Source organism: Alteromonas sp. BMJM2 (genome assembly GCF_027257845.1).
In the GTDB taxonomy this organism is placed as follows: Bacteria; Pseudomonadota; Gammaproteobacteria; order Enterobacterales; family Alteromonadaceae; genus Alteromonas.
The window spans coordinates 137,221-158,699 of record NZ_JAPVOT010000002.1 but is presented as its reverse complement, the minus strand read 5'-3'; the positions used below and the strand labels follow the sequence as shown (position 1 = coordinate 158,699).

Genomic DNA, 21,479 nt, shown 5'->3' with positions numbered 1-21,479 from the left:
TCAATGCCAGCGTATTTCACCGGAAATAGCGAGAAGGTGAAACGGCACTAATGCGACAGGACAGTAAATCATCGGTTTTTGTCATACGACACCCCTGTGTCGTATAGGTAAACTATTAAAATATAAAAAGAAAGTAAAAACTCATGCATTAAGCAATTCAGCATCGCCACGAAGCTTTTGGAACAGCCATCCAATGCCTACAAGGCTAAGTCCCAGCCCAATGAAGGACAGCGCACGGTATAAACCTTCAAGGTTTGCCATATCAACAACGAATGCTTTTAAAATAACTAACGCGAGTAAACCAAAACCCAGTTTTACCGCAAGCTGGTGTTGCTTAAATTGGCCAATAAATATGGTTGCAGTAGCGATTACTAACCAGCACACAGAATACGTATAAAGCTCAGGCTGAGTGAAGCCATTCTCCAATAATAGGTTTGCATTGTGAAAGGCGCCGCGAATGATGCTGTTAATGTATAAAAAGGCGAATCCACCTGCAATTACACCTAAATTAATGCGGACTTTTTTGCTTAAAATAGTATTCAGCGCATCGGGAGCGCCCAAAATCATGCGCTGCAATGCACTAGACAACACGCTTGTGACGAGTAATGCTGGTAGTAGCCATTGCAATAGTAACCAGTTAAACACGGTTCCCTCGCCAGTAGGTTGAGAGTGAATAAAGGGGTTATTGGCAACACTAATATCCATATGAGTAATACCTACCCCGATTAACAGCACCAATGCAGCAACGCGATACAACACTGTCATAGACTGAGCAATAAACGCTCTATAACAGTAGGCCGCAGCGAGTGCACACCACCCTAAGGCTACCAGCACTCGCTCTTGATAATCACCTGCCAGTAAATCAGGGTAACTTCCGATGAGGTAATAGCTTGGTTCCGTTGTAATGAAAAGGGCTGCAACGTGAATGAGTGCACCTTCTAACCACAGTTTTAACGTTGTGGATGGGTTGTATTTTTTGGCAATAATTAACGCTGCAAAAATAAGAGGATAAATAATGGCGGTCCAGTGAACCCCCAAAATGCTCTCGTTAGCATAATCTGCCACCCACGGGGCGGCCGTAATTCGCACTAATACGGCAGTTAGCAATATTTTGTATAACCAATCAGGTAGTGTCACTTTATAGCGAGCACTTAATACGCTGATACTTGCTACCTGCAAGGCCAAGGCGAACGATAAAACGGCCGCCTCTAACAGCATGGTAAGACATAAAGTAAGGCACGCATTAGCCAGCACGGCATAAGTAAGCTGACCTAAACCACGAGACTTTAAGGCCACTGTTGTACTGACTATTGCTAATAGCGCTAATTCGAATGCCCAAACACGATATAAAGCCTCCTGCGCCGATGCCGTACTTACCACATAGCTCACACCATATAAAGCAATTGGAAACACGACAATATAAAACCAAAATGCTGGACGACCTGTTCTATGGGCCATAAGCGCCACATAGGATGTAAAGGCAACCACGGCAATCTGCACGTATAAATAATACCCTGTAAATAGCGTTGCCAAGTCTTGCGAATTAAGCGCATCTGGAGCAAGACCAGCTGCGTTACCAGAATTGGCGTAAGCGAAAGGCATGATATCTTTTAACAGCAGTATATGAATGATTGAGGCAACAACCAGTAGACATGGCCAACTGTCGAAGGTGCTGTGTCGGTAAGAAGGCAATAACAATAAAGCGCCTAAGACAGCACTGCTTACCCAAATATGCATATCACTGCCATGAGCCATTAAATAGACGTGCAGCAACGCAAAAGGCAACAGTATGCCAAATAATTCACGAGAGGGTGTTAGCATCGCCTTTACTGACTTAACATCGCTGCACTGCTCTTGCAGTGACCAGCCCAGCGTATGGGTAAAAGAAAACAAATATACAGAAAAAGTAGTAAAGCCAAGCCACACCCAAATATCGAGAGGACCGGTATGATTCACAGCGACAAACGCCCACACAAAGTGCCCAATCATACTTAGCCGCCAGGGCCATATTTGCCCGACCTTCTGAGACACCCACACCCCAGAAAGTGACACTAAAGACACAAAAACAAGCAAAGTGGTAATACTGTTAGAGTCTGACTGAATTAACGCTGGAATGGCATAAGCGCCTGCAATGCCAATTAACGCCAGTAGCGGACCGTAGCGAAGCGCCAGAGAGATAGCGCCAAATGCCACTGCAGCCAACAACGAAAATGCAAATAGTGGCGGAAAAAACTGATAAAAGTCGTAGGCCACCAGAATGATGGCATAACAGGTTATTACCCCGCCACTAGCCAGTGCCGCGCAGATGGTAGGTGAGTAAATGCTGAATTTTTCTCGATGGCGTGCAAGGTATTCGGCCAACCCAACAAGACAAAGACCAAAAGCAGCTCCGAATACAATGCGGACCTTGGCAGATACCAGCCCTGCTTCAATAGAATAAACTGCTAAAAAGACACCGCCAACAGCAAGCACTGCCGCACCTAGCCACAGTAATGCGTTGCTTTTTATGGATGCCATTAAACTGGAGTCGCTGGAAAAGAAACGTTTAAAAAACGAAGGTGTACCTGCGTTTTCTTTTGATTCTGATTGGTGAAATACACCGTCTGCTGCGACATCGTCTGGGCTCTCTACCGATTCTGAAGTAGCACTGAATGCGCTAGAAGAAGTGCTTGGAATATCTGATGAGTCTGCGGAGCTTAAATCTAAGGGGCTTGAATCAGGAAGGCTTAAATCTACGTAGCTTGGATCGTTTGAGCCTGATTTCGTGAAGCTTGAGCCTAACGAGCTTTCACCTGGGGAGCCTGCACCTACAGAGCCTGCATCTAAAGAGCTTTGAGTTTCTATGTCATTGCTTTCATGTAAGGAGTCTCGTTGTGACATCTGCTTTTTAAGCAGTTTTACTTCTTTCACTAACGCCGTTATTTGGCTTTGCTGGGCAAATGATAAAATAGCTCCAGCGCATATAACGATGGCGAAAAGAACACCGAATAAGAACAACATAACCAAGGTCCCTGTAGTAATGTGTCGTAAATCGACAGTGTGCTAAGTTGCGTTAAGCGCGTTAAAATGTCAACTTGCTATCCCGCAGTACCCTTGATTCTTCAGCCACATCAGCTTATAACTAGTCACTGTCATGTCCAACAAGAAGTCCTATGTCTGTCAAACACCCTATTATTGCTATAACAGGTTCATCAGGTGCGGGTACAACCACAACCACGAACGCCATACGTCACATTTTTAGAAATCTCAATGTGAATGCCGCTGTGGTGGGTGGTGACAGCTTTCACCGTTTTACTCGACCTGAAATGGAAGTAGAAATTCGCAAGGCACAGGAACAAGGTAGGCACATCAGCTACTTTGGCCCGAAGGCCAACGATTTCGAACTCCTTGAGTCGATTTTTAGAGAATATGGCAGTTCGGGCACCGGACAATTCAGACAATATCTACACACCTTTGATGAAGCGGTTCCGTTTAATCAAATGCCCGGTACCTTTACACCTTGGCAGGACTTACCAAAAAATACCGATTTGCTTTTTTACGAAGGGCTTCACGGCGGTGTAAAAACCGAAGAAAACGATGTAGCAAAGCATGTGGATTTACTTGTAGGCATGGTGCCTATTGTAAATTTGGAATGGATCCAAAAAATCGTTCGCGACACCACAGACAGAGGCCACTCTCGAGAAGCAGTAATGAGCAGCATTGTGCGTGGGTTAGACGATTACTTTCACTATATTACCCCTCAATTTTCCCGTACCCATGTTAATTTCCAGCGAGTGCCTACGGTAGATACTTCAAACCCGTTTAGCGCCCGTGAAATACCCACTCAAGACGAAAGTTTTGTAGTGGTGCGGTTTAGGCGTGAAATGAAAAATGTGGATTATCCCTATCTTCTTAAGATGATTGATGGCGCGTTTATGTCCCGTATCAACACTCTGGTGGTACCTGGCGGAAAAATGGGATTAGCCATGGAACTTATTCTGTCTCCATTACTTGAAGACATTTTAAATAAAAAGCGCCGCGCAGGGCATCAAATGGATTGGTTGAATTCAGACGAGGAGTAAAAAGCGCCGTCTATATCTGTTTCCTATAACAATATATTAACAACAACTAGTCGCAATACTCACTCATTTGCGTCATGGTGGTGCTATAAGATTTTATTAAGGATATCACCATGGCCTCGTCTACACCGTCATCTGCACCAGAAGCAAATTCACCCGTTACTTCAACCCAAATATGGTTAAACCAAAACAACCTCAATGAGACCAAAGTGGTGGATGTACAGCTTGATAGCGAGCACCTCAGCGAAGGCGAACTCATTTTAGAAACTGACAGCTTTGGCTTTTCGGCTAATAACATCACCTATGCTGCGCTGGGTTTTAAAATGGGCTATTGGGGATTTTTTCCCGCTGAAGAAGGTTATGGCATCGTTCCGGTGTGGGGTTTCGCCACAGTAAAAGTGTCTCGCCACCCAGATATTCAAGAAGGTGAAAAGGTATTTGGCTATTTACCAATGGCAAGTCACTGGGTCATTAAGGCAGGCAAAGTAGCAGCTCATGGCTTCTCTGATATTCATGAAAACCGTAAAAGTATTAGCCCCGTTTACGACCAATACCTTCGCTGCAGCGCCGACCCTGGTTACGACGCTAACCGTGAAGCGTGGCAGCTTAACTTTCGCCCTCTGTATATGACCTCTTTTGTATTAGACGATTACGTAGCAGAGCTTTCAAAAGGCGAGTCGTTACTACTTTCAAGTGCTTCGAGCAAAACAGCACTAGGTACCGCACAGCTGTTAAAAGACCAAAAAGCGCAAAGAGGTGCAAGCTACAAAGTGATTGGGCTTACCTCACCGGCAAATGTAGACATGGTGAAAGCCACCGGCTGTTATGACGATGTTATGAGCTACAGCGAGCTAAATAAGCTGGATAAAAGTGATACTTTCTGGTTACTCGATTTTGCTGCCAACGGTACCTTGATTAACAATATTACTCAGGCCATAGGCGATAAGTTGAGTAAGGTATCCCTTATTGGCGCCACCGACTGGGAAGCCCAAGAAAAGCCTAATCCGAAGTTGCTGGATGCAGAGATATTTTTCGCGCCATCACGGGTAAAACTGCGCCAAAAAGAATGGGGACACGACGTCTTTTTGAAAAAATATGCTAAAGCATGGCAAGGCTTTGCTAGCAAAGTGGACAACACCTTTTTTGAGCAGAGCCATAAAGGAACAAAAGACATTGTTGCGCTTTACAAAGAAACCCTTAACGGCAACGCCGATACTAAAGCCTTGAACGTAGTCTCATTTAAGTAGTGTTCGCTCTTTGCTAAATTTCTACTTTTTAGGCAGCAATCTGTGGTTTGCTGCCTTTTTTGATACGTTATTGAATGCCTTATTTGCTAAGTTATACCGAATAAATTTTGCACAGCAACAATTGACTCGACCTTTGTTGACACTATTTGTAACAAACCGCCCTCTCATTTTACACTTTCTTGCTTTTGTATTTCTCGTCATGTGGTTATAGTGAATCATACGTATTTTCAAGGGTATGGTTATGGGTCAGGAAACCTCAAAAATTCTCGTTGTCGATGATGACATGCGCCTTCGCAGTCTGCTTGAGCGCTATTTATTAGAGCAGGGCTATCAGGTTCGAAGCGCGGCTAATGCTGAGCAGATGGACAGACTATTAGAGCGGGAAAACTTTCACCTTATGGTGCTAGATTTGATGTTACCTGGAGAGGACGGGCTTTCAATTTGTCGTCGCCTACGCCAAACCGGAAATGACATGCCCATTATTATGTTAACTGCGAAAGGTGACGAGGTAGACCGTATAATTGGCCTTGAAATGGGTGCCGACGATTACCTCCCCAAGCCGTTCAACCCCAGAGAGTTACTTGCAAGAGCGAAAGCGGTTTTACGCCGGCGCAGTAGCGAAGCGCCAGGCGCACCGTCGAAAGACGTTCAAATTATCGAATTTGGTAACTACACGCTTAATTTAGCCACACGAGAAATGACCGCAGGCAATACACCGCTAACCCTGACCAGTGGGGAATTTGCTGTTTTAAAATCGTTAGTGACTCATCCAAGAGAGCCGCTGTCTCGTGACAAGCTTATGAACCTAGCCCGCGGTCGGGATTACAGCGCATTAGAGCGCAGTATTGATGTTCAAGTGTCTCGCTTACGTAGAATGCTCGAAGAAGACCCAGCAAACCCGAGATACATTCAAACCGTGTGGGGTCTTGGCTATGTTTTTGTACCTGATGGCGAACAAGTATAAATCATGACGCCCCAGCAGCATTCCGCGCAGGTGAATCCCACGTGCGCCTGACCCCTAAAAGTGCCTTCGGGCAAACCGTTATGCTAATAGGCGTGTTGCTGCTTATTAACCAAATTGTGTCGTACATTTCTGTTACTTACTATTTTATTCAGCCTAGCTACCAACAAATCAATAGTTTGCTCGCCACTCAAGTAAAATCAGTATTGGCCAATGACTTACTGGTAAGTAATCAGGAAAGCCGAACGGCTTATTTCAACGAAACACAGGTTCGGGTGTTGGATGAAAGTGTGGCGCGACAAAACGGATTAGAAACGGCAGTGTATTATGGCTTTATGTCCTCTCAAGTCAGTGACAATATTAATCAGCTTGCCGACGTTCGCATTAGTACCGAATCTCAAGCGAATGATGAGAATGCTCCTTACACTGTATGGATCTCGCTAAATCGCTACCCCGACACGTGGATATCCATTCCAATTTCTGGGCTAAACGAAGCCAATATCTCGCCCCTCACCATGTACCTTATGGTAATTGGCATTCTCAGTGTTGCTGGAGGCTGGTTGTTTGTAAGGCGCATGACTAGGCCATTATCGGCTCTACAAAAAGCGGCGATTGCGGTAGGCAAAGGTGAGCACCCCGTTCCACTTCGCGAGCAGGGCAGTACTGAAATGATCCAGGTAACCCGAGCATTTAATCGCATGAATCAAGGCATAAAGCAGCTCGAAACCGACCGAAACGTAATGACAGCCGGCATATCTCACGACTTACGAACGCCTTTAACCCGCATTCGCTTAGCCTCAGAAATGCTGCCAGAGGATCAAGACTGGATAAAAGACGGGATTGTGAATGATATTGAGGATATGAACGCTATTATCGATCAATTCATCGACTACGCCCGCTACGACACCGAAGAAGTAACACAAGAAACCGATTTGAACTCTATTATCGCAGATTTAGTTCAGGCTAGGCATTTAGACGAAAAGCACCATATAGAGTTAAAGCTAAACCCTATTCCAGCGCTTCCCCTTCGTCGCATTGCCATGAAGCGGGTGATAGATAACCTTATTGAAAACGCATTTAAATATGGCTCTGATGATATTGCCATTAGCAGCTTTTACAACCGGCACAAGAAACGCGTGTACTGCAAAGTACGTGACTTTGGCCCGGGCATTCCTCAAAACGAACTGGATAATGTGTTTATGGCGTTTGCCCAAGGAGATAAGGCCAGAAACTCCTCTGGTTCCGGCCTAGGGCTTGCCATAATAAGGCGTATTGTCGAAGCACATAATGGCGAAGTGAGTTTGCGTAATCACCCGCAACAAGGCTTAGTAGCTGAATTCTCGTTACCTTACTCTTCAGTAAAAAGTTAAACACACCACAAAAGGCTGTTACCTTCGCTGCTTTAACATTCTGCTGTATCCGTAGGATGCAAACCACAGTACGCCACCCGCGATTGGAATAACCCAGAACGCAGTGGTAAGGGGCGCAAAATTTGCCCATAGACCGGCAGAGAATGATGCCACCTGCACACCAATAGCATTTGCAATTAAAGCAATACCAGAGACAACCGGACCATTGTCGCTATCAATATTCATTGCCGCAGACAGCATTAACGGAAACAGCCCGCCCAATCCTAAACCCAGTAATAAATTACCAGCGCCAATACCATATAACGACGACATAACTTTCAGTACGAGTACACCGACGAGCGAGGCTGTGGCCATGATTATTATGAGCCGGTGCACTGACACGAAGCGCAGTAAAAATGGAAACAAGAGGCGGCTTATTACCATTCCTGCGGTAAAGCAGGCTAATAGATTTCGCGACTGCTCGCCGGTAAAACCAATGCCTTTTTGCGCATAGCTTACAAACCAATTTGCATTGCCAAACTCTACAGCACCGTATCCGAAGGCCAGAAGCGCCATAAACATAAACACGGGTTGCTTAATAATTACGCCGAAACTTAGGGTTTTCTTTACAGTTTTTTCTGCACTAGCGCTAATTTTTGCTTGTGAGCGGGCAGTAATATAGATGTAGCATGACAGGATAGCCATTACCCCTGCCAGCACTTGAATGGGCAAACGCCAGTTGTGCTCTACAAGATACAACAGGGTAACAAAAAAGGACGCAGCGAACGTACCAAGGCTAAACATAAAGTCCATAAGCCCCATCATGGTAAAGCGTTTTTCAGCGTACATTCTGGCAATAAGTGTATGACCGATGGTTAGAATACTAGAGCTAACTACACCAATAAGTATCGCCAATACAAGAAACCACTGCCACGAGGATAACAGCGAGACCAAAACAAGCAGCAGGGTATTGACACTGAACAGACTGGCCAATAAGGGCATGTATTCAAATCTACTGGCATACTTTCCGCCTAACATTGCTCCAAACATCATACCAATAGAGAACAGCGAAAATAACGCGCCGCTCACCAATTCAGTCATGTTTAGGTTTTCGGCAATGTTAGGAAGCAAAATTCCCCAAAGCAGAAACAATTTACCAATTAAAAAGAAGCCAGAAAAAATAATGATGGTGGCAGGTGCGCGGCTCATTTGTGCTCCAAGGTATGTGGAACGGCTCAAGAACGCATTATTTGGCATTCATAAGGTTAAGTTATTACATGACAGCCAACTTATGACAATCGCATAATGACAACCACCTAATGAAAACCGCCTAATGAAAAACAGTATATGAAGACCAATATTGAGCCGAGCTTACGTGAAAGCCCTTTAGTAAAAGTGCTTGCGTAAAAGCGTGAAAACGGCACGCTAGATTACATGATTTTAATCTCTACAGACTGCTGATAATCGCAGGAAATTGCAAGTGAAAGGGTTTTCCCTTTTTCATCCCACGTGAAATCACTCGACACACCGTTTACCTGTACTTGCGTAGGACGAGTACCTTGACCGTGTACCACCATAGTAAGCTCACGTCGCTGAGGCATACCCATGTAGCTTCCCGCACTATCGATATGTAAGCTAAGTTGCTCAGCATGCTCGGCAGTAAATGTTATTGCTGTATACAAACCGTATTTTACGGAATCTGGGCTTACCCCGTCATCTTCATATAGGGTGTAGGAAGCGTGGGAAACCGAGTTGTCGGCCCAGTAATGCACCGTAAGCGCAGCAGGGTTGTAATCTTCGGTGCGCGTTAGCTCATCTGACATGGGCATAAAACTACCCGCCTTCACCCATACCGGAAAAGTGTTGTCTTGCAATGGGTATTGCACAACGTTGCCACCTTCAAAACGGGTATCGGAAAAGAAGTCAAACCAAACACCCTTTGGTAGCGCAACATCCCAGCTCGATTGGTTAGGCTCAGTGACAACAGACACTAACAATGCATCGCCCCACATGTAACTTTGTGCATTCTCAAACCACCTTTTCTGGTTGTAATCAAACGCGAGTGGACGCATCAAGGGCGTGCCGTGTAAGGCATTTTCAAAGGCCAACGAATAGTTATAAGGAAGCATAGCGTAGCGCAGTTTAATAAATTCGCGGGCTATAGATTTAACCGGATCGTCGTGGAATACAGGTTCAGGCGCAATAGCGTCTTGGGCGTGAGGGCGAAACACCGGTGAAAACGCGCCAAACTGCAGCCAGCGGGTGTAAAGTTCAGGGTCAAACGCTTCGCCTCCAGCAAAACCACCTAAATCAGAGTGAGTATACGCCAGGCCAAACACGCTCATTTGAAGGGCGAGTTCCACTTGGGGCTTAAGGCCTCCCCAACTTCTGCTTACATCTCCAGTCCAGGGCACCATTCCAAAACGCTGACTTCCCAAGAAGCCCGAGCGCATGAGTACAAAAGGGCGAGTATCAGGCTGCAATTCACGAAGGTTGCTGTACACCATTTTAGCCCATTGGTGCCCGTAACCGTTGTGAAGTACCTGTCCTTTTACCTTTTTAGAATGCCACAAATGAACAGAATCATCGGGATGCACTTCTGGCTCGCCTAAGTCGCCCCACCAACCAGCAACACCTTGCGCAGCTAATTTTTTATAATACTGCCAGAACCACTGCTGCCCCTCTTCGCTAAATACATCAACGAGCCCGGTGTTTCCAAAGTAAAAATCGAAGGTATAAGCGCTGCCATCATCTTTTTGCGCTAGCGCGTTGTTAGCGACGGCGCTTTCCCACTGTGAAGAAGAGGTCAGTATGAAAGGCTCGGTGATCAAAACCGTTTTAATATCTTGCTGCTTTAGGGATGAAATCATCTTTTCAGGGTGTGGGAAGGCTTCTTTATCCCAGTTCAAATTACCCATGTGACCTATAATATCTTTACCAAACCAATAGAGATCTAGCACCACTGCGTCTAGGGGAATATCTTGGTCGTTAAATGCTGATACAACGTCGGCCACCTCTTGTTGTGATTTGTAGCCAAAGCGCGATGCAAAATTACCAAACAACCAACGGGGCACAAGGGGCTGCTTGCCAGTAACGGCTACGGTTGAAGTGGCAGTATCTTTTAAACTTTCACCGAGCACCACAATGTAGCTTGCCCGACCGCCCCTTGCAGAAAAGCGCAGTTCGTCAGGATTGGTTTTTCCCATATCGAGCTCGCCCGACGCTGAGTTGTCAAACAACACACTGTAATGCTTCGATGACATCACCGCAGATAGGCCGAAATACATTTGATTAGATGGCGTGGTATACCCGTAATGCGCTTTATTATAAAGCGGCATGGTATGACCTCGACGGTCCATACCCAGCACACGCTGTCCGCCGCCATACAGTTTTTCGCTATCATCAAGAGCAAGGGATAGCGACACCTTCTCAGCACTGGCGGTTAGCCCGCCACGCTCAGCCACTCGAAGCTCGCCATCATAGAAATAGGATAAGGCGTGACTGTCTTTGTCGATGACCACCGAGCTCTTACCAATGCTTAACGACACCTCAGTGCTGGTTTCTTTAAGGGTAGGTGAGAATGTGCCCTGATCTGCAATTGCCATACTGGGAAGGTTGTAGTATGCCTCGCCATGCTCGTTGGTGAGTAGAGTAATAGCAAAGCTGTTATCTGCCACCGCAGACACCGAAAAATCATAGGTGTTGGTGCCAACTATCAAAGTGCTGTCTTTCAACGTAACACTTTCTACGTGAGCAAAAGCAGGCACACTAACGAAGGTTGAAACCGTTACAAGAGCAGGGACAAATAGGGTCGACAAGCGAGCTAACATAGGCGCATTTCCTTATAGACTACACGCACTTGCCACTCAACAGCACCGCCTGATTGGTTGCTAGGCGAGCACGAAAGGTAACGTTATAGCCACATTACATTAATAGCATTCATAATACCCAGCCCCGTGAGGGAACAAAATAAACATACGTATTCATAATGTTAAAAATGTTAAAAAAAAGCCCACAATAGAGTGTGGGCTTTTGAGGGTAAACAATACCTGTATAAACGGCGCGTGTTTTTTGATTTTTCTTTTTTATCGCCTTAGACAGTGACTAGTTACCTGGCCCTGCTTTTGCGATGGCGTCGGCAACATCGTATTTTTCAAAGTTTTGCTGAAAATCGCTAACAAGATTAGCAGCAAATGCTTCATAGCTAGCTTTATCTGCCCAAGTGTTTTTAGGCACCAATAGGTTGCTGTCTACGCCTGGCACCGCCACAGGTACATCAAGGTTCAATCCTTCGATGTGCTGAGTTTCAACGTCGGCCAATTCACCTGAAACAATGGCGTCGATCACCGCGCGAGTCGTTGGAATATCAAAGCGACTGCCGGTGCCGTAAGGTCCGCCTGTCCAACCTGTATTCACTAAATACACTTTTGCGCCAAACGCTTTTACTCGTTTGATTAAAAGCTCTGCGTAAACGCCTGCGGGACGAGGGAAAAATGGCGCACCAAAGCAAGTAGAAAACGTTGATTCTATGTCGCTGGTTGAGCCAATTTCTGTAGAGCCCACTTTTGCAGTGTAACCACTTAAGAAATGATACGCCGCGGCCTCTTCGCTTAATACCGACACTGGCGGTAAAACACCGCTCACATCACACGTTAAAAATACCACCGAGCGGGGCTCACCGCCTCTATTTTCTGCCACGCGCTTTTCAATATGCTCAAGAGGATAAGCGGCACGAGAGTTTTGAGTGAGCGACGTGTCTTTGTAATCAGGTTTACGCGTGTCATCAAGCACTACATTTTCTAAAATGGTACCGAATTTAATCGCGTTCCAAATAACAGGCTCATTCTTTTGAGATAGGTCGATACATTTTGCATAGCAACCGCCTTCAATATTAAACACGCTACCCGGTGCCCAGCCGTGTTCATCATCGCCAATTAAGAAGCGCTTAGGATCGGCAGATAAAGTTGTCTTTCCCGTGCCTGACAGGCCAAAGAAAAGCGTAACGTCGCCTTCTTCACCCACGTTTGCAGAGCAGTGCATTGGCAGCACGTCTTTAGCAGGCAACAAGAAGTTTTGTACTGAAAACATGGCCTTTTTCATTTCGCCGGCATAACGCATACCCGCTAAAAGTACGCGTTTTTTAGCGAAATTAATAATCACCGTGCCGTCGCTGTTAGTACCGTCGCGCTCTGGAACACATTCAAACCCAGGCACATTCAGTATCTGCCAAGGCCGCTCACCTTTCGTGTTCCACTGTTCAGGAATAATAAACAAGTTACGAGCAAACACATGCTGCCATGCAGTTTGGGTACGCACTTCTAAAGGCAGTGCGTGTTCTGGATCTGAACCCACTTGAAGGTGTGACAGAAAGTGCTCTTGAGTCGATAAGTAAGCGTCAACGCGTTCCCACAATGCATCAAACTTCTCTGAATCGAAGGGTTTATTCACTTTACCCCAGTCGATATCATTCTCACTCGATGGTTCTTTTACGATAAATCGATCGTTGGGAGAGCGCCCTGTTCTTTTACCTGTTTGTACAACAAGCGCACCGTTTTTATCTAAGATGCCTTCACCGCGCTCAAGGGCACGCTGAATAAGCTCGGCAGAGGTGAGGTTGGTGAGCGGTGTTACTTTCAAATCCGTCTGAAATGATTCAGCAGCAGTCATAGTTGTTACCCTTTATGTAATATTACAAATTGCCTTTCAAAAAAGTAACACCATCAAGAACGGCAAGTAAACAAGTATATAGAGAGCGTTAATAAATAGAGGCAAGGTTGAAACAGGCTCAACTTTCAAAAATTATGTAATTTTATTACATGAAAGCGTTTCCCCTCTTGGAAAAGGGCAAATATCCGTCGTGCATTCGTTGTTTATATTCATTTTCGCCAATAAACGATGCTGAAAAAACATGCAAAAATTGATATTTACAACGAAAGGTAAGAGGTGGGGCAGAGGTAGGAAAAATCAACACATTGACCAGTGTTGATTTTTTAAGCAATGGTAAATTACGCCCACCTGACTTGCGGTCATTTCTCGATGGGCGTAGTGAATAGCGTTCAAAGGGCTAGAGCGTGTTGCCCTTGCCGACTACGTAAGGATCTTGACTATTGGTTTGTAGCAGGCCCGCCATAGTTGCCGCTATGAATCGCTTCTACGTCGATACTGTCAAAGCGATATTCCACATGACAGTACTGGCAATTCATTTTCACTGCACCTTCTTCTTCGATAATAGAATTAAGCTCTGCCTTCTCTACATGTCGAAGCGCTTCAGCACTGCGCTCTTTTGAACACGTGCAGGCAAACGATACCGCCTTAGGTGGGAACACCTCTACCTCTTCTTGGTGATACAAGCGATACAGTATTTCTTCTACCGACAGCGAAAACATCTCTTCTTGCTTTAATGTTTCCGTCAGCTTAGTGATGTGTTCAAAATCATTGGCTGAAGCCACATCTGTCGCACTTGCTTGGGCAGGCAGCACTTGAAGCAGCACGCCAGCGGCCTTAGCACTTTCTGCATCTTGTAAGTCAGTCATTAGCTGAACCTTGGTAGCCAACTGTTCAGACTGCTGAAAATACCCCTCGATACATTCGGCAAGGCTAGGCTTATCTAGCGCAACTACGCCTTGGTAACGCTCACCTTCATCAGGGGTAATGGTAATAACAAGCACAGCGTCAGTGAGTAGCTCGGAAAAGCTCTCCGGTAACGTGGTTAGGCTTTCATCCCACCGGGCAACACCTCGAAGGGTTTGATTGTGCGTGGCATTGACAACCGCATAACTTACCGGCCCTTTGCTTTGTACCTGCAGGCCAATTTCGCCTTCAAACTTAAGCGTTGCGGTCAGTAACGACGTGGCTGCTGCCATCTCGCACAGCAATTGCTGAATTTGAACCGGGTACTCGTAGCTATGCACAATGTTTTTTAAGCTGTCGTTTAAACGCACTAGCTCACCGCGCACATTGGCTTGGGTAAATAAAAAGCGGTGTAAATTGTCGAAGTCGCTCATAACTAATCCTGTTTACAGCAATTATTGCTGTTTAAATTTAATAATCTGTCGTCGCTGCTTTTTGTCTGGTCTGTTATCTGGCGCAGGACTATGAAAAGCGTTTAATTTACGCGCAGCTTGGTTTTCTTCACGTTTTGTTACACTTTCAGCCGTTTCCGCGTAAAGCTCCTGTGCCAAAGGCGCGCTTAACCGTTTGTCACTAAGCCCGAGCACCTCAATGTCACGAGAATCGAAGCCTGAGGGAACTTTCACCCTAGCGCCAAGCTCTACGTTCCTGCTTGGTTTGGCACGTTGACCGTTGTAGTGAACTTTGCCTGACTGAACCATATCTCGAGCTATTGCGCGGGTTTTGAAAAATCTTGCAGCCCACAGCCACTTGTCCAGCCTGACATTTTGTGTTGTATTGTTGCTATTCGATTGGTTCATATAATAATTTCGTAACGGTGTTGCTTTAGTGTTGTGACCCTAACCTTTACTAGGCTATTATGGATTCGCTAAAGCGCGGTTAACCAAAAATTCACTTTATTTTAAAGCAGTACCATCAGTGGCAGCATGACATTCAATAAACCCAATCCACAATCTCTGGTTGTTTTTGTGAACCAGCATCAAAAACAGCTACACACCCTTGTAGTGGTTCTGCTAAGTCTGTATTTAATTGCATTCACAGCCAAACTTGTTTGGCAGATTATACCTGAACCATCGCTGTCTGCGACACCAACAGCATCACGCATTGCTCCCATCAGTACGCCTAATGGGAAAAGTGGGGTCAATCTTGGCAAAATACAACAGCTAAATCTTTTCGGAGATGCCGCAGCCGTACCTCAGTCAGCCCAAACTGAAGAAGTTACAGATGCACCCGAAACCCGTTTAAACTTAACGCTAACCGGTGTGGTAGCAAGTTCCGAGCAAGAATCCGGTACTGCCATTATAGAAAATAATAACAGCCAAGCCGTGTATGGTTTGGGTGAAAAAATTGAAGGGACCAATGCTACTCTGCAAACGGTGTATAACGATCGCGTCATAATCAAGAATGGGGTTCGAAAAGAAACCCTCATGCTCGATGGTATCGATTATGAAGAGGCGAATCGCAGACGAGATCAGCGGGAACGCATGGGTCCATCGCCAGCTAGTAACGACGAAATTCAAGCACAAGAGCTCAGTGAAGAAGCCCTTGAGGCCACAGCAGCCTTGCGTGAGCGACCTGCAAACTTTACCGATTTTATTTCAATATCACCAAAAACTGAGGGCGGTCAGCTGATTGGCTATCAAGTAAGCCCTGGCCGTGAACCTGCACTGTTTGCTTCTGCAGGTCTTAAAGCCGGTGATGTGATTTCACAAATTAATGGGTTGGACTTAACTGACCTACAGCAGTCGCAAGAGGCATTATCAGAGCTTCGTTCTGCGCAATCGATAGAATTAACAATTATTCGTGATGGTAGTTTCACCACGCTGTACCTCGACTTGCCTGAGTCATAAAACGCTAACAAAAAACTTGCATTCTTTCCCGCTAGGGAAAGTTTCAGTTAGGCAAGAAATACAGCTTAAACGGCCGTTTACAGATTAAGAAATAAAGGAAGTTAGAATGAAAAGGCGCACAAGCCACAAATTGTTATCTCGCTTAGCCACCACTGTGTGTACAGCGCTGCTGTGTTTCTCTGTGACCGCTGCCGAGTACATGCCTAATTTTAAAGATACCGACATTAACGAATTCATTAATATTGTGGGTAAAAACTTAGAGCGAACCATTATCGTCGACCCTAACGTTCGCGGAAAAATTAGCGTGCGCAGTTACGATATGCTCAGCGAAGAGCAGTACTATCAATTTTTCTTGAACGTGCTGCAGGTATACGACTTTGCTGTGGTTGAAATGCCAAGCGGCATTTTAAAAGTCGTGCGCTCTAAAGATGCAAAAACCTCAAATATTCCGGTGGTTGAAGGCGCAGAACAAGACGGTGATGAATTTATTACCCGAGTTGTCCCCGTTTACAACGTACCTGTTCGCGAGCTAGCCCCTATTCTTCGCCAGCTAAACGACCAAGCGGGCGGCGGAAATGTAGTCAGCCACGACCCTTCAAACGTGATGATGCTAACCGGCAGAGCAGCGGTAGTTAACCGTTTAGTTGAAATTATCGAACGTGTTGACCGCGCCGGTGACGAAGAAGTCGAAATTGTGAAGTTACGCTACGCATCAGCATCTGAAATGGTGCGCATTATTGAAAGCATTAACAAATCTCAAGGCAAAGCAAATACGGGTGCTAAATCTGACCCCCGTGTTGTGGCAGATGATAGAACCAACTCGGTGATTGTGAGCGGCGACGTTAAAGCCCGCCAGCGACTCATCACGCTTATCCAACGTATGGACCAAGAGCTTGAGTCTAACGGCAACACTCGCGTACTGTTTTTAAATTACGCAAAAGCAGAAGATATGGTGAAAGTACTGCAGGGTGTTTCAGCCAGTATTCAGGCAGACACACAAGGCAGCGCTACCAACTCTACCCGTCGTTCTTCATCGAACCGCGACATCAGCATTGACGCCCATGAAGATTCCAACGCCATTGTAATTACCGCAGAGCCCGACATGATGCGCTCACTAGAAGAAGTGGTGCGTCAACTCGATATTCGCCGCGCCCAAGTGCAGGTTGAAGCCATCATTGTTGAAGTCTTTGAAGGTGACGGCACTACTCTTGGCGTGCAGTGGGTATCTGAGCAAGGCGGCGGTACACAATTTAACAATGGCGTTGTTCCCGTAGGCGCATTAGGTGTGGCGTTGCGCCAAGCAGAAGACCGTCAGGTACCACGCTCTCAAACGTCAGCGAATGGTGTAGTTACTGAAACAACAGATACTATAGAAGGTAACTTCCAGCCTCTGGCAAACCTACTTGGCGGCGCCAACGGCATGATTGCAGGAATTATCGAAGATGGCTGGGGCGCGGTTGTGCAGGCGGTAAGCACCGACACCAATTCAAACATTCTCGCTACTCCTCACCTTACTACCATGGACAACGAAGAAGCGTTTTTCATTGTCGGTCAGGAAGTTCCTATCATTACGGGTACAACAACGGGCGCTAACAACTCAAATCCTTTCACAACGGTAGACCGCCAAGAAGTGGGTATAAAGTTAAAAGTAACGCCACAAATAAATGAAGGTGATGCGGTTCAACTTCTCATTGAGCAAGAAGTATCAAGCGTAAGCGGCGCTACCTCGGTGGACATCTCTATCAACAAGCGTGAGATTAAAACCACCGTTATTGTAGATGATGGCGGCACTATCGTGCTTGGCGGATTGATTGATGAAGACATTCAAGAAAGTGTGTCAAAAGTACCTCTACTTGGCGATATTCCTATTCTTGGTAACTTGTTTAAATCTACCTCTACCAGCAAGCGTAAGCGTAACCTCATGGTATTTTTAAAGCCCACCATTGTGCGTGATGCTGCAACCATGAATTCTATCAGCCATAGAAAATACAATTACATCCGCGCGCTGCAGCTCAAGCGCCAGCAAGAAGGCGTGTCGTTAATGCCTAATTCACACACACCAACAATGCCTAATTGGGACGACGAGCTGACGCTACCGCCTTCTTTTGAAGAGTACTTAACTGAAAAAGAAGCGCTTGAGGATAATGACTAATATGTCAGGGCAAGACGAACAACTTACTCAGGCACTTGAAGCTCAGGAAGAAGTGCTTGAGGCCATGGCCGAAGAGGGCCTTCCTGAACAAGAAGGTGGGCCCAAACAGCTTTCATTTAGTTTCGCGAAGCGCAATCAAGTGCTGTTAGAAATAAACGAATCACCGGCTGTTTTGTATTTTACCGAGAACACGCCTTTTGACGTATTTGCTGAAGTACGTCGTTTTTACGGTGAGCCTTTTGTGCCAAAATCCATTCCGGCAGATGAGTTTGAAAGCTTCTTAACGACGGCTTTCCAGCGAGATAGTTCGGCGGCTAAACAGCTCATGGAAGATTTAGGTAATGAGAGCGACTTGTTTGCACTTGCCGAAGATTTACCCGACACCGAAGACTTGCTAGACAGTGAAGATGATGCGCCTATTATCAAGCTGATCAATGCCATGCTTGGCGAGGCAATTAAGGAAGGGGCATCTGATATTCATATCGAGACCTTCGAGAATCAACTGGTTGTGCGCTTTCGTGTAGACGGCGTATTGCGCGAAATACTGCGCCCTAATCGCAAGCTATCCTCTATGTTAGTGTCGCGAATCAAAGTCATGGCCAAGTTAGACATTGCCGAGAAACGAGTGCCCCAAGACGGTCGTATCACCTTGCGCATAGCAGGCAGAGCGGTAGACGTACGTGTATCTACTATGCCTTCAAGTCACGGCGAGCGAGTGGTGTTGCGTTTACTTGATAAAAATAATGCACGCCTTAATCTTGAAGATTTAGGCATGACTCAGGGAAATAGAGACTATTTCTCTACGCTTATCAGAAAGCCTCACGGTATTATTTTGGTTACAGGCCCTACCGGCTCAGGTAAAAGTACCACCTTGTATGCAGGGCTAAGTGAGATTAACTCTCGCGATAGAAATATTCTTACCGTTGAAGACCCTATTGAATTTGATTTACCCGGCATTGGACAAACTCAGGTTAACCCTCGTGTAGATATGACCTTTGCAAGAGGGTTACGAGCCATATTACGTCAAGATCCAGACGTGGTAATGGTGGGTGAGATTCGAGACATTGAAACTGCCCAAATAGCGGTTCAGGCCAGTTTAACCGGTCACTTGGTACTTTCCACGCTGCATACCAACACGGCTGCCGGTGCAATAACACGATTAGAAGATATGGGTATTGAGCCGTTCTTGTTATCGTCGAGTCTACTGGCTGTGCTGTCTCAGCGCTTGGTGAGAACCTTGTGTAAAGAGTGCAAACAGCCTCATACGCCGGATGCTTCACAGCGTGAAGTATTAGGCACTGATGCTGATGCCAACACCATTATTTATACCCCTCGTGGATGCGCTGCATGTAATCAAACTGGATATCGCGGTAGAACCGGTATTCATGAATTGCTGCTTGTTGATGAGCGCGTGAGAGAAATGATGCATGAGGGCGTAGGCGAACAGGCAATCGAGCGTTACATAAGAGCCACAACGCCAAGCATACGAGAAGATGGCTGTCGAAAAGTGCTGTCTGGGGTAACCTCACTTGAAGAAGTATTACGAGTAACGAGGGAAGACTAGTATGGCAGCGTTCGCTTATAAAGCGGTCAATGCCCGCGGTAAAAATGAAAGTGGTGTACTTGAGGGCGATAATGCTCGGCAAGTGCGCCAACAGCTTCGCGAGAAAGGCTTAATTCCACTCGATGTAGAACAGGTGGCTGAGCGTGCGCAAAATAATGGCTCGGGGTTTAGCTTCTCGCTGTTCAAACCGCGCATATCTGCCTCTGACTTAGCGCTACTTACTCGCCAAATGGCCACCTTGGTAGAATCTGCATTGCCCGTTGAAGAGGCCCTATTAGCCGTTGCCGAGCAGTGTGAAAAACCACGTCAGAAAAATATGATGATGGCGGTGCGCAGTAAAGTAGTTGAAGGGCACGGCCTTGCCGATGCACTAGGTGAATTTCCCAGTGTTTTTGACGACCTTTATCGCTCTATGGTGGCGGCAGGTGAAAAGTCAGGGCACTTAGACACCGTATTAAATCGGTTGGCGGATTACACCGAACGACGTCAGCAAACCCGCAGTCAAATAACCCAAGCGCTAGTCTATCCTTCACTCATGCTGTTTTTTGCCATGGGTATAGTGTTGCTATTGCTTACCGTAGTAGTACCCAAAATTGTGGGGCAATTCGACCACATGGGTCAGGACCTTCCCGGTATTACCCAATTTCTTATTTCATTGAGTACATGGCTACAAAACTATGGCCTGTTTTTATTGATAGCTATCGCGGTACTCGTTGTCATTATGCAGCGTGTGTTGCAACAAAAGCTAATGAAGCTGCGCTATCACAAGGCACTATTAAAAGTACCGCTCATTGGAAAGGTAACCCGCGGCCTCAATACGGCGCGATTCGCCCGTACTCTCAGTATTCTTAGCGCCAGTGCAGTGCCGCTATTAGAGGCAATGCGAATCTCTGGTGATGTGCTTGAGAATCAGCATATCAAGAACCAAGTTGCCGATGCCGCTATAAACGTTAAAGAAGGCAGCAGCCTGAGAGCAGCATTGGATAATACAAAAATATTTCCACCTATGATGATGCATATGATTGCATCGGGTGAGAAGTCGGGTGAATTGCAACAAATGCTCGCCCGGGCCGCAGATAATCAAGATAGGGAATTCGAGTCGCTTATTGGTGTCTCACTAAAAGTGTTTGAACCTTTATTGATAGTCACAATGGCAGGGATTGTATTGTTTATCGTAATGGCAATTCTGCAGCCAATTTTAGCATTGAATAACATGGTGAATATGTAATGAAATCTTTAAAACGTAGTTCTGGATTTAGTTTGATTGAAGTAATGGTGGTGCTGTTAATCATCGGCATTATGGCGTCAATGGTGGCACCACAAATTTTGGGAAACCAAGAAGAAGCCCAGCTTAAAAAAGCGGCGGTAGATATTCAACAGTTAGAAAGTGCGCTTGAAATGTATAAGCTGCGCAACAATCGCTTTCCTACTACCGAGCAAGGCCTTGATGCCCTAGTGACAGCGCCAACCTTAGACCCTATTCCTCGCAACTATCCAGAAGGCGGTTTTATTAAGCGTCTACCAGAAGATCCATGGGGAAATCCTTACGCACTTATTAGCCCAGGAGAGCTTAGCGTAGTTGATATTTTCTCTAACGGCCCAGACCGCGAACCCGGTACCGATGACGATATCGGCAACTGGAATATTAACGAATACCTTAACTAAGCG

At 45.9% G+C, this 21,479-nt stretch carries 15 protein-coding genes; 9 read left to right on the top strand and 6 right to left on the bottom strand.

Annotated elements, in window-relative coordinates; genetic code table 11:
* Window positions 1–141: 141 nt before the first annotated feature.
* Entirely contained in the window at window positions 142–3,000 is a 2,859-nt protein-coding gene (locus O9X84_RS03425; protein ID WP_269518161.1) for a DUF2339 domain-containing protein, read from the bottom strand.
* A 152-nt stretch (window positions 3,001–3,152) separates the two neighbouring features.
* On the opposite strand from O9X84_RS03425, the gene O9X84_RS03420 reads away from it, so the two are divergent.
* The 4 genes from O9X84_RS03420 to envZ all read left to right on the top strand — a co-directional run bounded on the left by O9X84_RS03420 (window position 3,153) and on the right by envZ (window position 7,636).
* Window positions 3,153–4,061, top strand: a complete 909-nt coding sequence (locus O9X84_RS03420; RefSeq protein ID WP_032095351.1) for a phosphoribulokinase — start codon at window positions 3,153–3,155, stop codon at window positions 4,059–4,061.
* A gap of 110 nt (window positions 4,062–4,171) precedes the next feature.
* The gene (locus O9X84_RS03415) at window positions 4,172–5,305 is read left to right on the top strand and encodes a DUF2855 family protein (protein ID WP_269518160.1); all 1,134 of its coding nucleotides are present in this window, start codon (window positions 4,172–4,174) and stop codon (window positions 5,303–5,305) included.
* A gap of 241 nt (window positions 5,306–5,546) precedes the next feature.
* The gene (gene ompR / locus O9X84_RS03410) at window positions 5,547–6,269 is read left to right on the top strand and encodes an osmolarity response regulator transcription factor OmpR (protein ID WP_269518159.1); all 723 of its coding nucleotides are present in this window, start codon (window positions 5,547–5,549) and stop codon (window positions 6,267–6,269) included.
* A 41-nt stretch (window positions 6,270–6,310) separates the two neighbouring features.
* On the top strand, window positions 6,311–7,636 hold the full coding sequence (gene envZ, locus O9X84_RS03405; protein WP_269518158.1) for a two-component system sensor histidine kinase EnvZ: 1,326 nt from the start codon (window positions 6,311–6,313) through the stop codon (window positions 7,634–7,636).
* 18 nt (window positions 7,637–7,654) lie between these two features.
* Here the strand turns inward: envZ and O9X84_RS03400 are convergent, their stop codons facing one another.
* The 5 genes from O9X84_RS03400 to hslR form a co-directional block, all read right to left on the bottom strand.
* Entirely contained in the window at window positions 7,655–8,824 is a 1,170-nt protein-coding gene (locus tag O9X84_RS03400) for an MFS transporter (RefSeq protein WP_269518157.1), read from the bottom strand.
* Window positions 8,825–9,045: 221 nt separating this feature from the next.
* Window positions 9,046–11,445, bottom strand: a complete 2,400-nt coding sequence (locus O9X84_RS03395) for a TIM-barrel domain-containing protein (RefSeq protein ID WP_269518156.1) — start codon at window positions 11,443–11,445, stop codon at window positions 9,046–9,048.
* A 274-nt stretch (window positions 11,446–11,719) separates the two neighbouring features.
* Window positions 11,720–13,282 carry a phosphoenolpyruvate carboxykinase gene (locus O9X84_RS03390; RefSeq protein WP_269518155.1) on the bottom strand — a complete coding sequence of 521 codons (1,563 nt, stop codon included), beginning with the start codon at window positions 13,280–13,282 and terminating at the stop codon, window positions 11,720–11,722.
* A gap of 437 nt (window positions 13,283–13,719) precedes the next feature.
* The gene (gene hslO, locus O9X84_RS03385; protein WP_269518154.1) at window positions 13,720–14,619 is read right to left on the bottom strand and encodes an Hsp33 family molecular chaperone HslO; all 900 of its coding nucleotides are present in this window, start codon (window positions 14,617–14,619) and stop codon (window positions 13,720–13,722) included.
* 21 nt (window positions 14,620–14,640) lie between these two features.
* Window positions 14,641–15,045 carry a ribosome-associated heat shock protein Hsp15 gene (gene hslR / locus O9X84_RS03380; RefSeq protein ID WP_269518153.1) on the bottom strand — a complete coding sequence of 135 codons (405 nt, stop codon included), beginning with the start codon at window positions 15,043–15,045 and terminating at the stop codon, window positions 14,641–14,643.
* Between the two features lie 126 nt (window positions 15,046–15,171).
* On the opposite strand from hslR, the gene gspC reads away from it, so the two are divergent.
* The 5 genes from gspC to gspG all read left to right on the top strand — a co-directional run bounded on the left by gspC (window position 15,172) and on the right by gspG (window position 21,476).
* Window positions 15,172–16,095 carry a type II secretion system protein GspC gene (gene gspC / locus O9X84_RS03375; protein WP_269518152.1) on the top strand — a complete coding sequence of 308 codons (924 nt, stop codon included), beginning with the start codon at window positions 15,172–15,174 and terminating at the stop codon, window positions 16,093–16,095.
* 106 nt (window positions 16,096–16,201) lie between these two features.
* Window positions 16,202–18,247: a type II secretion system secretin GspD gene (gspD, locus tag O9X84_RS03370; protein ID WP_269518151.1), complete on the top strand. Its 2,046-nt coding sequence runs from the start codon at window positions 16,202–16,204 to the stop codon at window positions 18,245–18,247.
* Between the two features lies 1 nt (window position 18,248).
* Entirely contained in the window at window positions 18,249–19,811 is a 1,563-nt protein-coding gene (gene gspE / locus O9X84_RS03365; RefSeq protein ID WP_269518397.1) for a type II secretion system ATPase GspE, read from the top strand.
* A gap of 1 nt (window position 19,812) precedes the next feature.
* Window positions 19,813–21,039: a type II secretion system inner membrane protein GspF gene (gspF, locus tag O9X84_RS03360; RefSeq protein WP_032095340.1), complete on the top strand. Its 1,227-nt coding sequence runs from the start codon at window positions 19,813–19,815 to the stop codon at window positions 21,037–21,039.
* Entirely contained in the window at window positions 21,039–21,476 is a 438-nt protein-coding gene (gene gspG / locus O9X84_RS03355; protein ID WP_032095339.1) for a type II secretion system major pseudopilin GspG, read from the top strand. The genes gspF and gspG overlap by 1 nt, the downstream gene beginning before the upstream one ends.
* The last annotated feature ends 3 nt before the right edge of the window (window positions 21,477–21,479 follow it).

Excerpts from the sequence above, each read along its gene's own strand:
- O9X84_RS03425 (WP_269518161.1), bottom strand. The coding sequence starts at position 3,000 with ATGTTGTTCTTATTCGGTGTTCTTTTCGCCATCGTTATATGCGCTGGA.
- O9X84_RS03420 (WP_032095351.1), top strand. The coding sequence starts at position 3,153 with ATGTCTGTCAAACACCCTATTATTGCTATAACAGGTTCATCAGGTGCG.
- O9X84_RS03390 (WP_269518155.1), bottom strand. The coding sequence starts at position 13,282 with ATGACTGCTGCTGAATCATTTCAGACGGATTTGAAAGTAACACCGCTC.
- gspE (WP_269518397.1), top strand. The coding sequence starts at position 18,249 with ATGTCAGGGCAAGACGAACAACTTACTCAGGCACTTGAAGCTCAGGAA.
- gspD (WP_269518151.1), top strand. The coding sequence starts at position 16,202 with ATGAAAAGGCGCACAAGCCACAAATTGTTATCTCGCTTAGCCACCACT.
- hslO (WP_269518154.1), bottom strand. The coding sequence starts at position 14,619 with ATGAGCGACTTCGACAATTTACACCGCTTTTTATTTACCCAAGCCAAT.
- gspF (WP_032095340.1), top strand. The coding sequence starts at position 19,813 with ATGGCAGCGTTCGCTTATAAAGCGGTCAATGCCCGCGGTAAAAATGAA.
- O9X84_RS03415 (WP_269518160.1), top strand. The coding sequence starts at position 4,172 with ATGGCCTCGTCTACACCGTCATCTGCACCAGAAGCAAATTCACCCGTT.
- O9X84_RS03400 (WP_269518157.1), bottom strand. The coding sequence starts at position 8,824 with ATGAGCCGCGCACCTGCCACCATCATTATTTTTTCTGGCTTCTTTTTA.
- O9X84_RS03395 (WP_269518156.1), bottom strand. The coding sequence starts at position 11,445 with ATGTTAGCTCGCTTGTCGACCCTATTTGTCCCTGCTCTTGTAACGGTT.
- ompR (WP_269518159.1), top strand. The coding sequence starts at position 5,547 with ATGGGTCAGGAAACCTCAAAAATTCTCGTTGTCGATGATGACATGCGC.
- hslR (WP_269518153.1), bottom strand. The coding sequence starts at position 15,045 with ATGAACCAATCGAATAGCAACAATACAACACAAAATGTCAGGCTGGAC.
- gspG (WP_032095339.1), top strand. The coding sequence starts at position 21,039 with ATGAAATCTTTAAAACGTAGTTCTGGATTTAGTTTGATTGAAGTAATG.
- gspC (WP_269518152.1), top strand. The coding sequence starts at position 15,172 with ATGACATTCAATAAACCCAATCCACAATCTCTGGTTGTTTTTGTGAAC.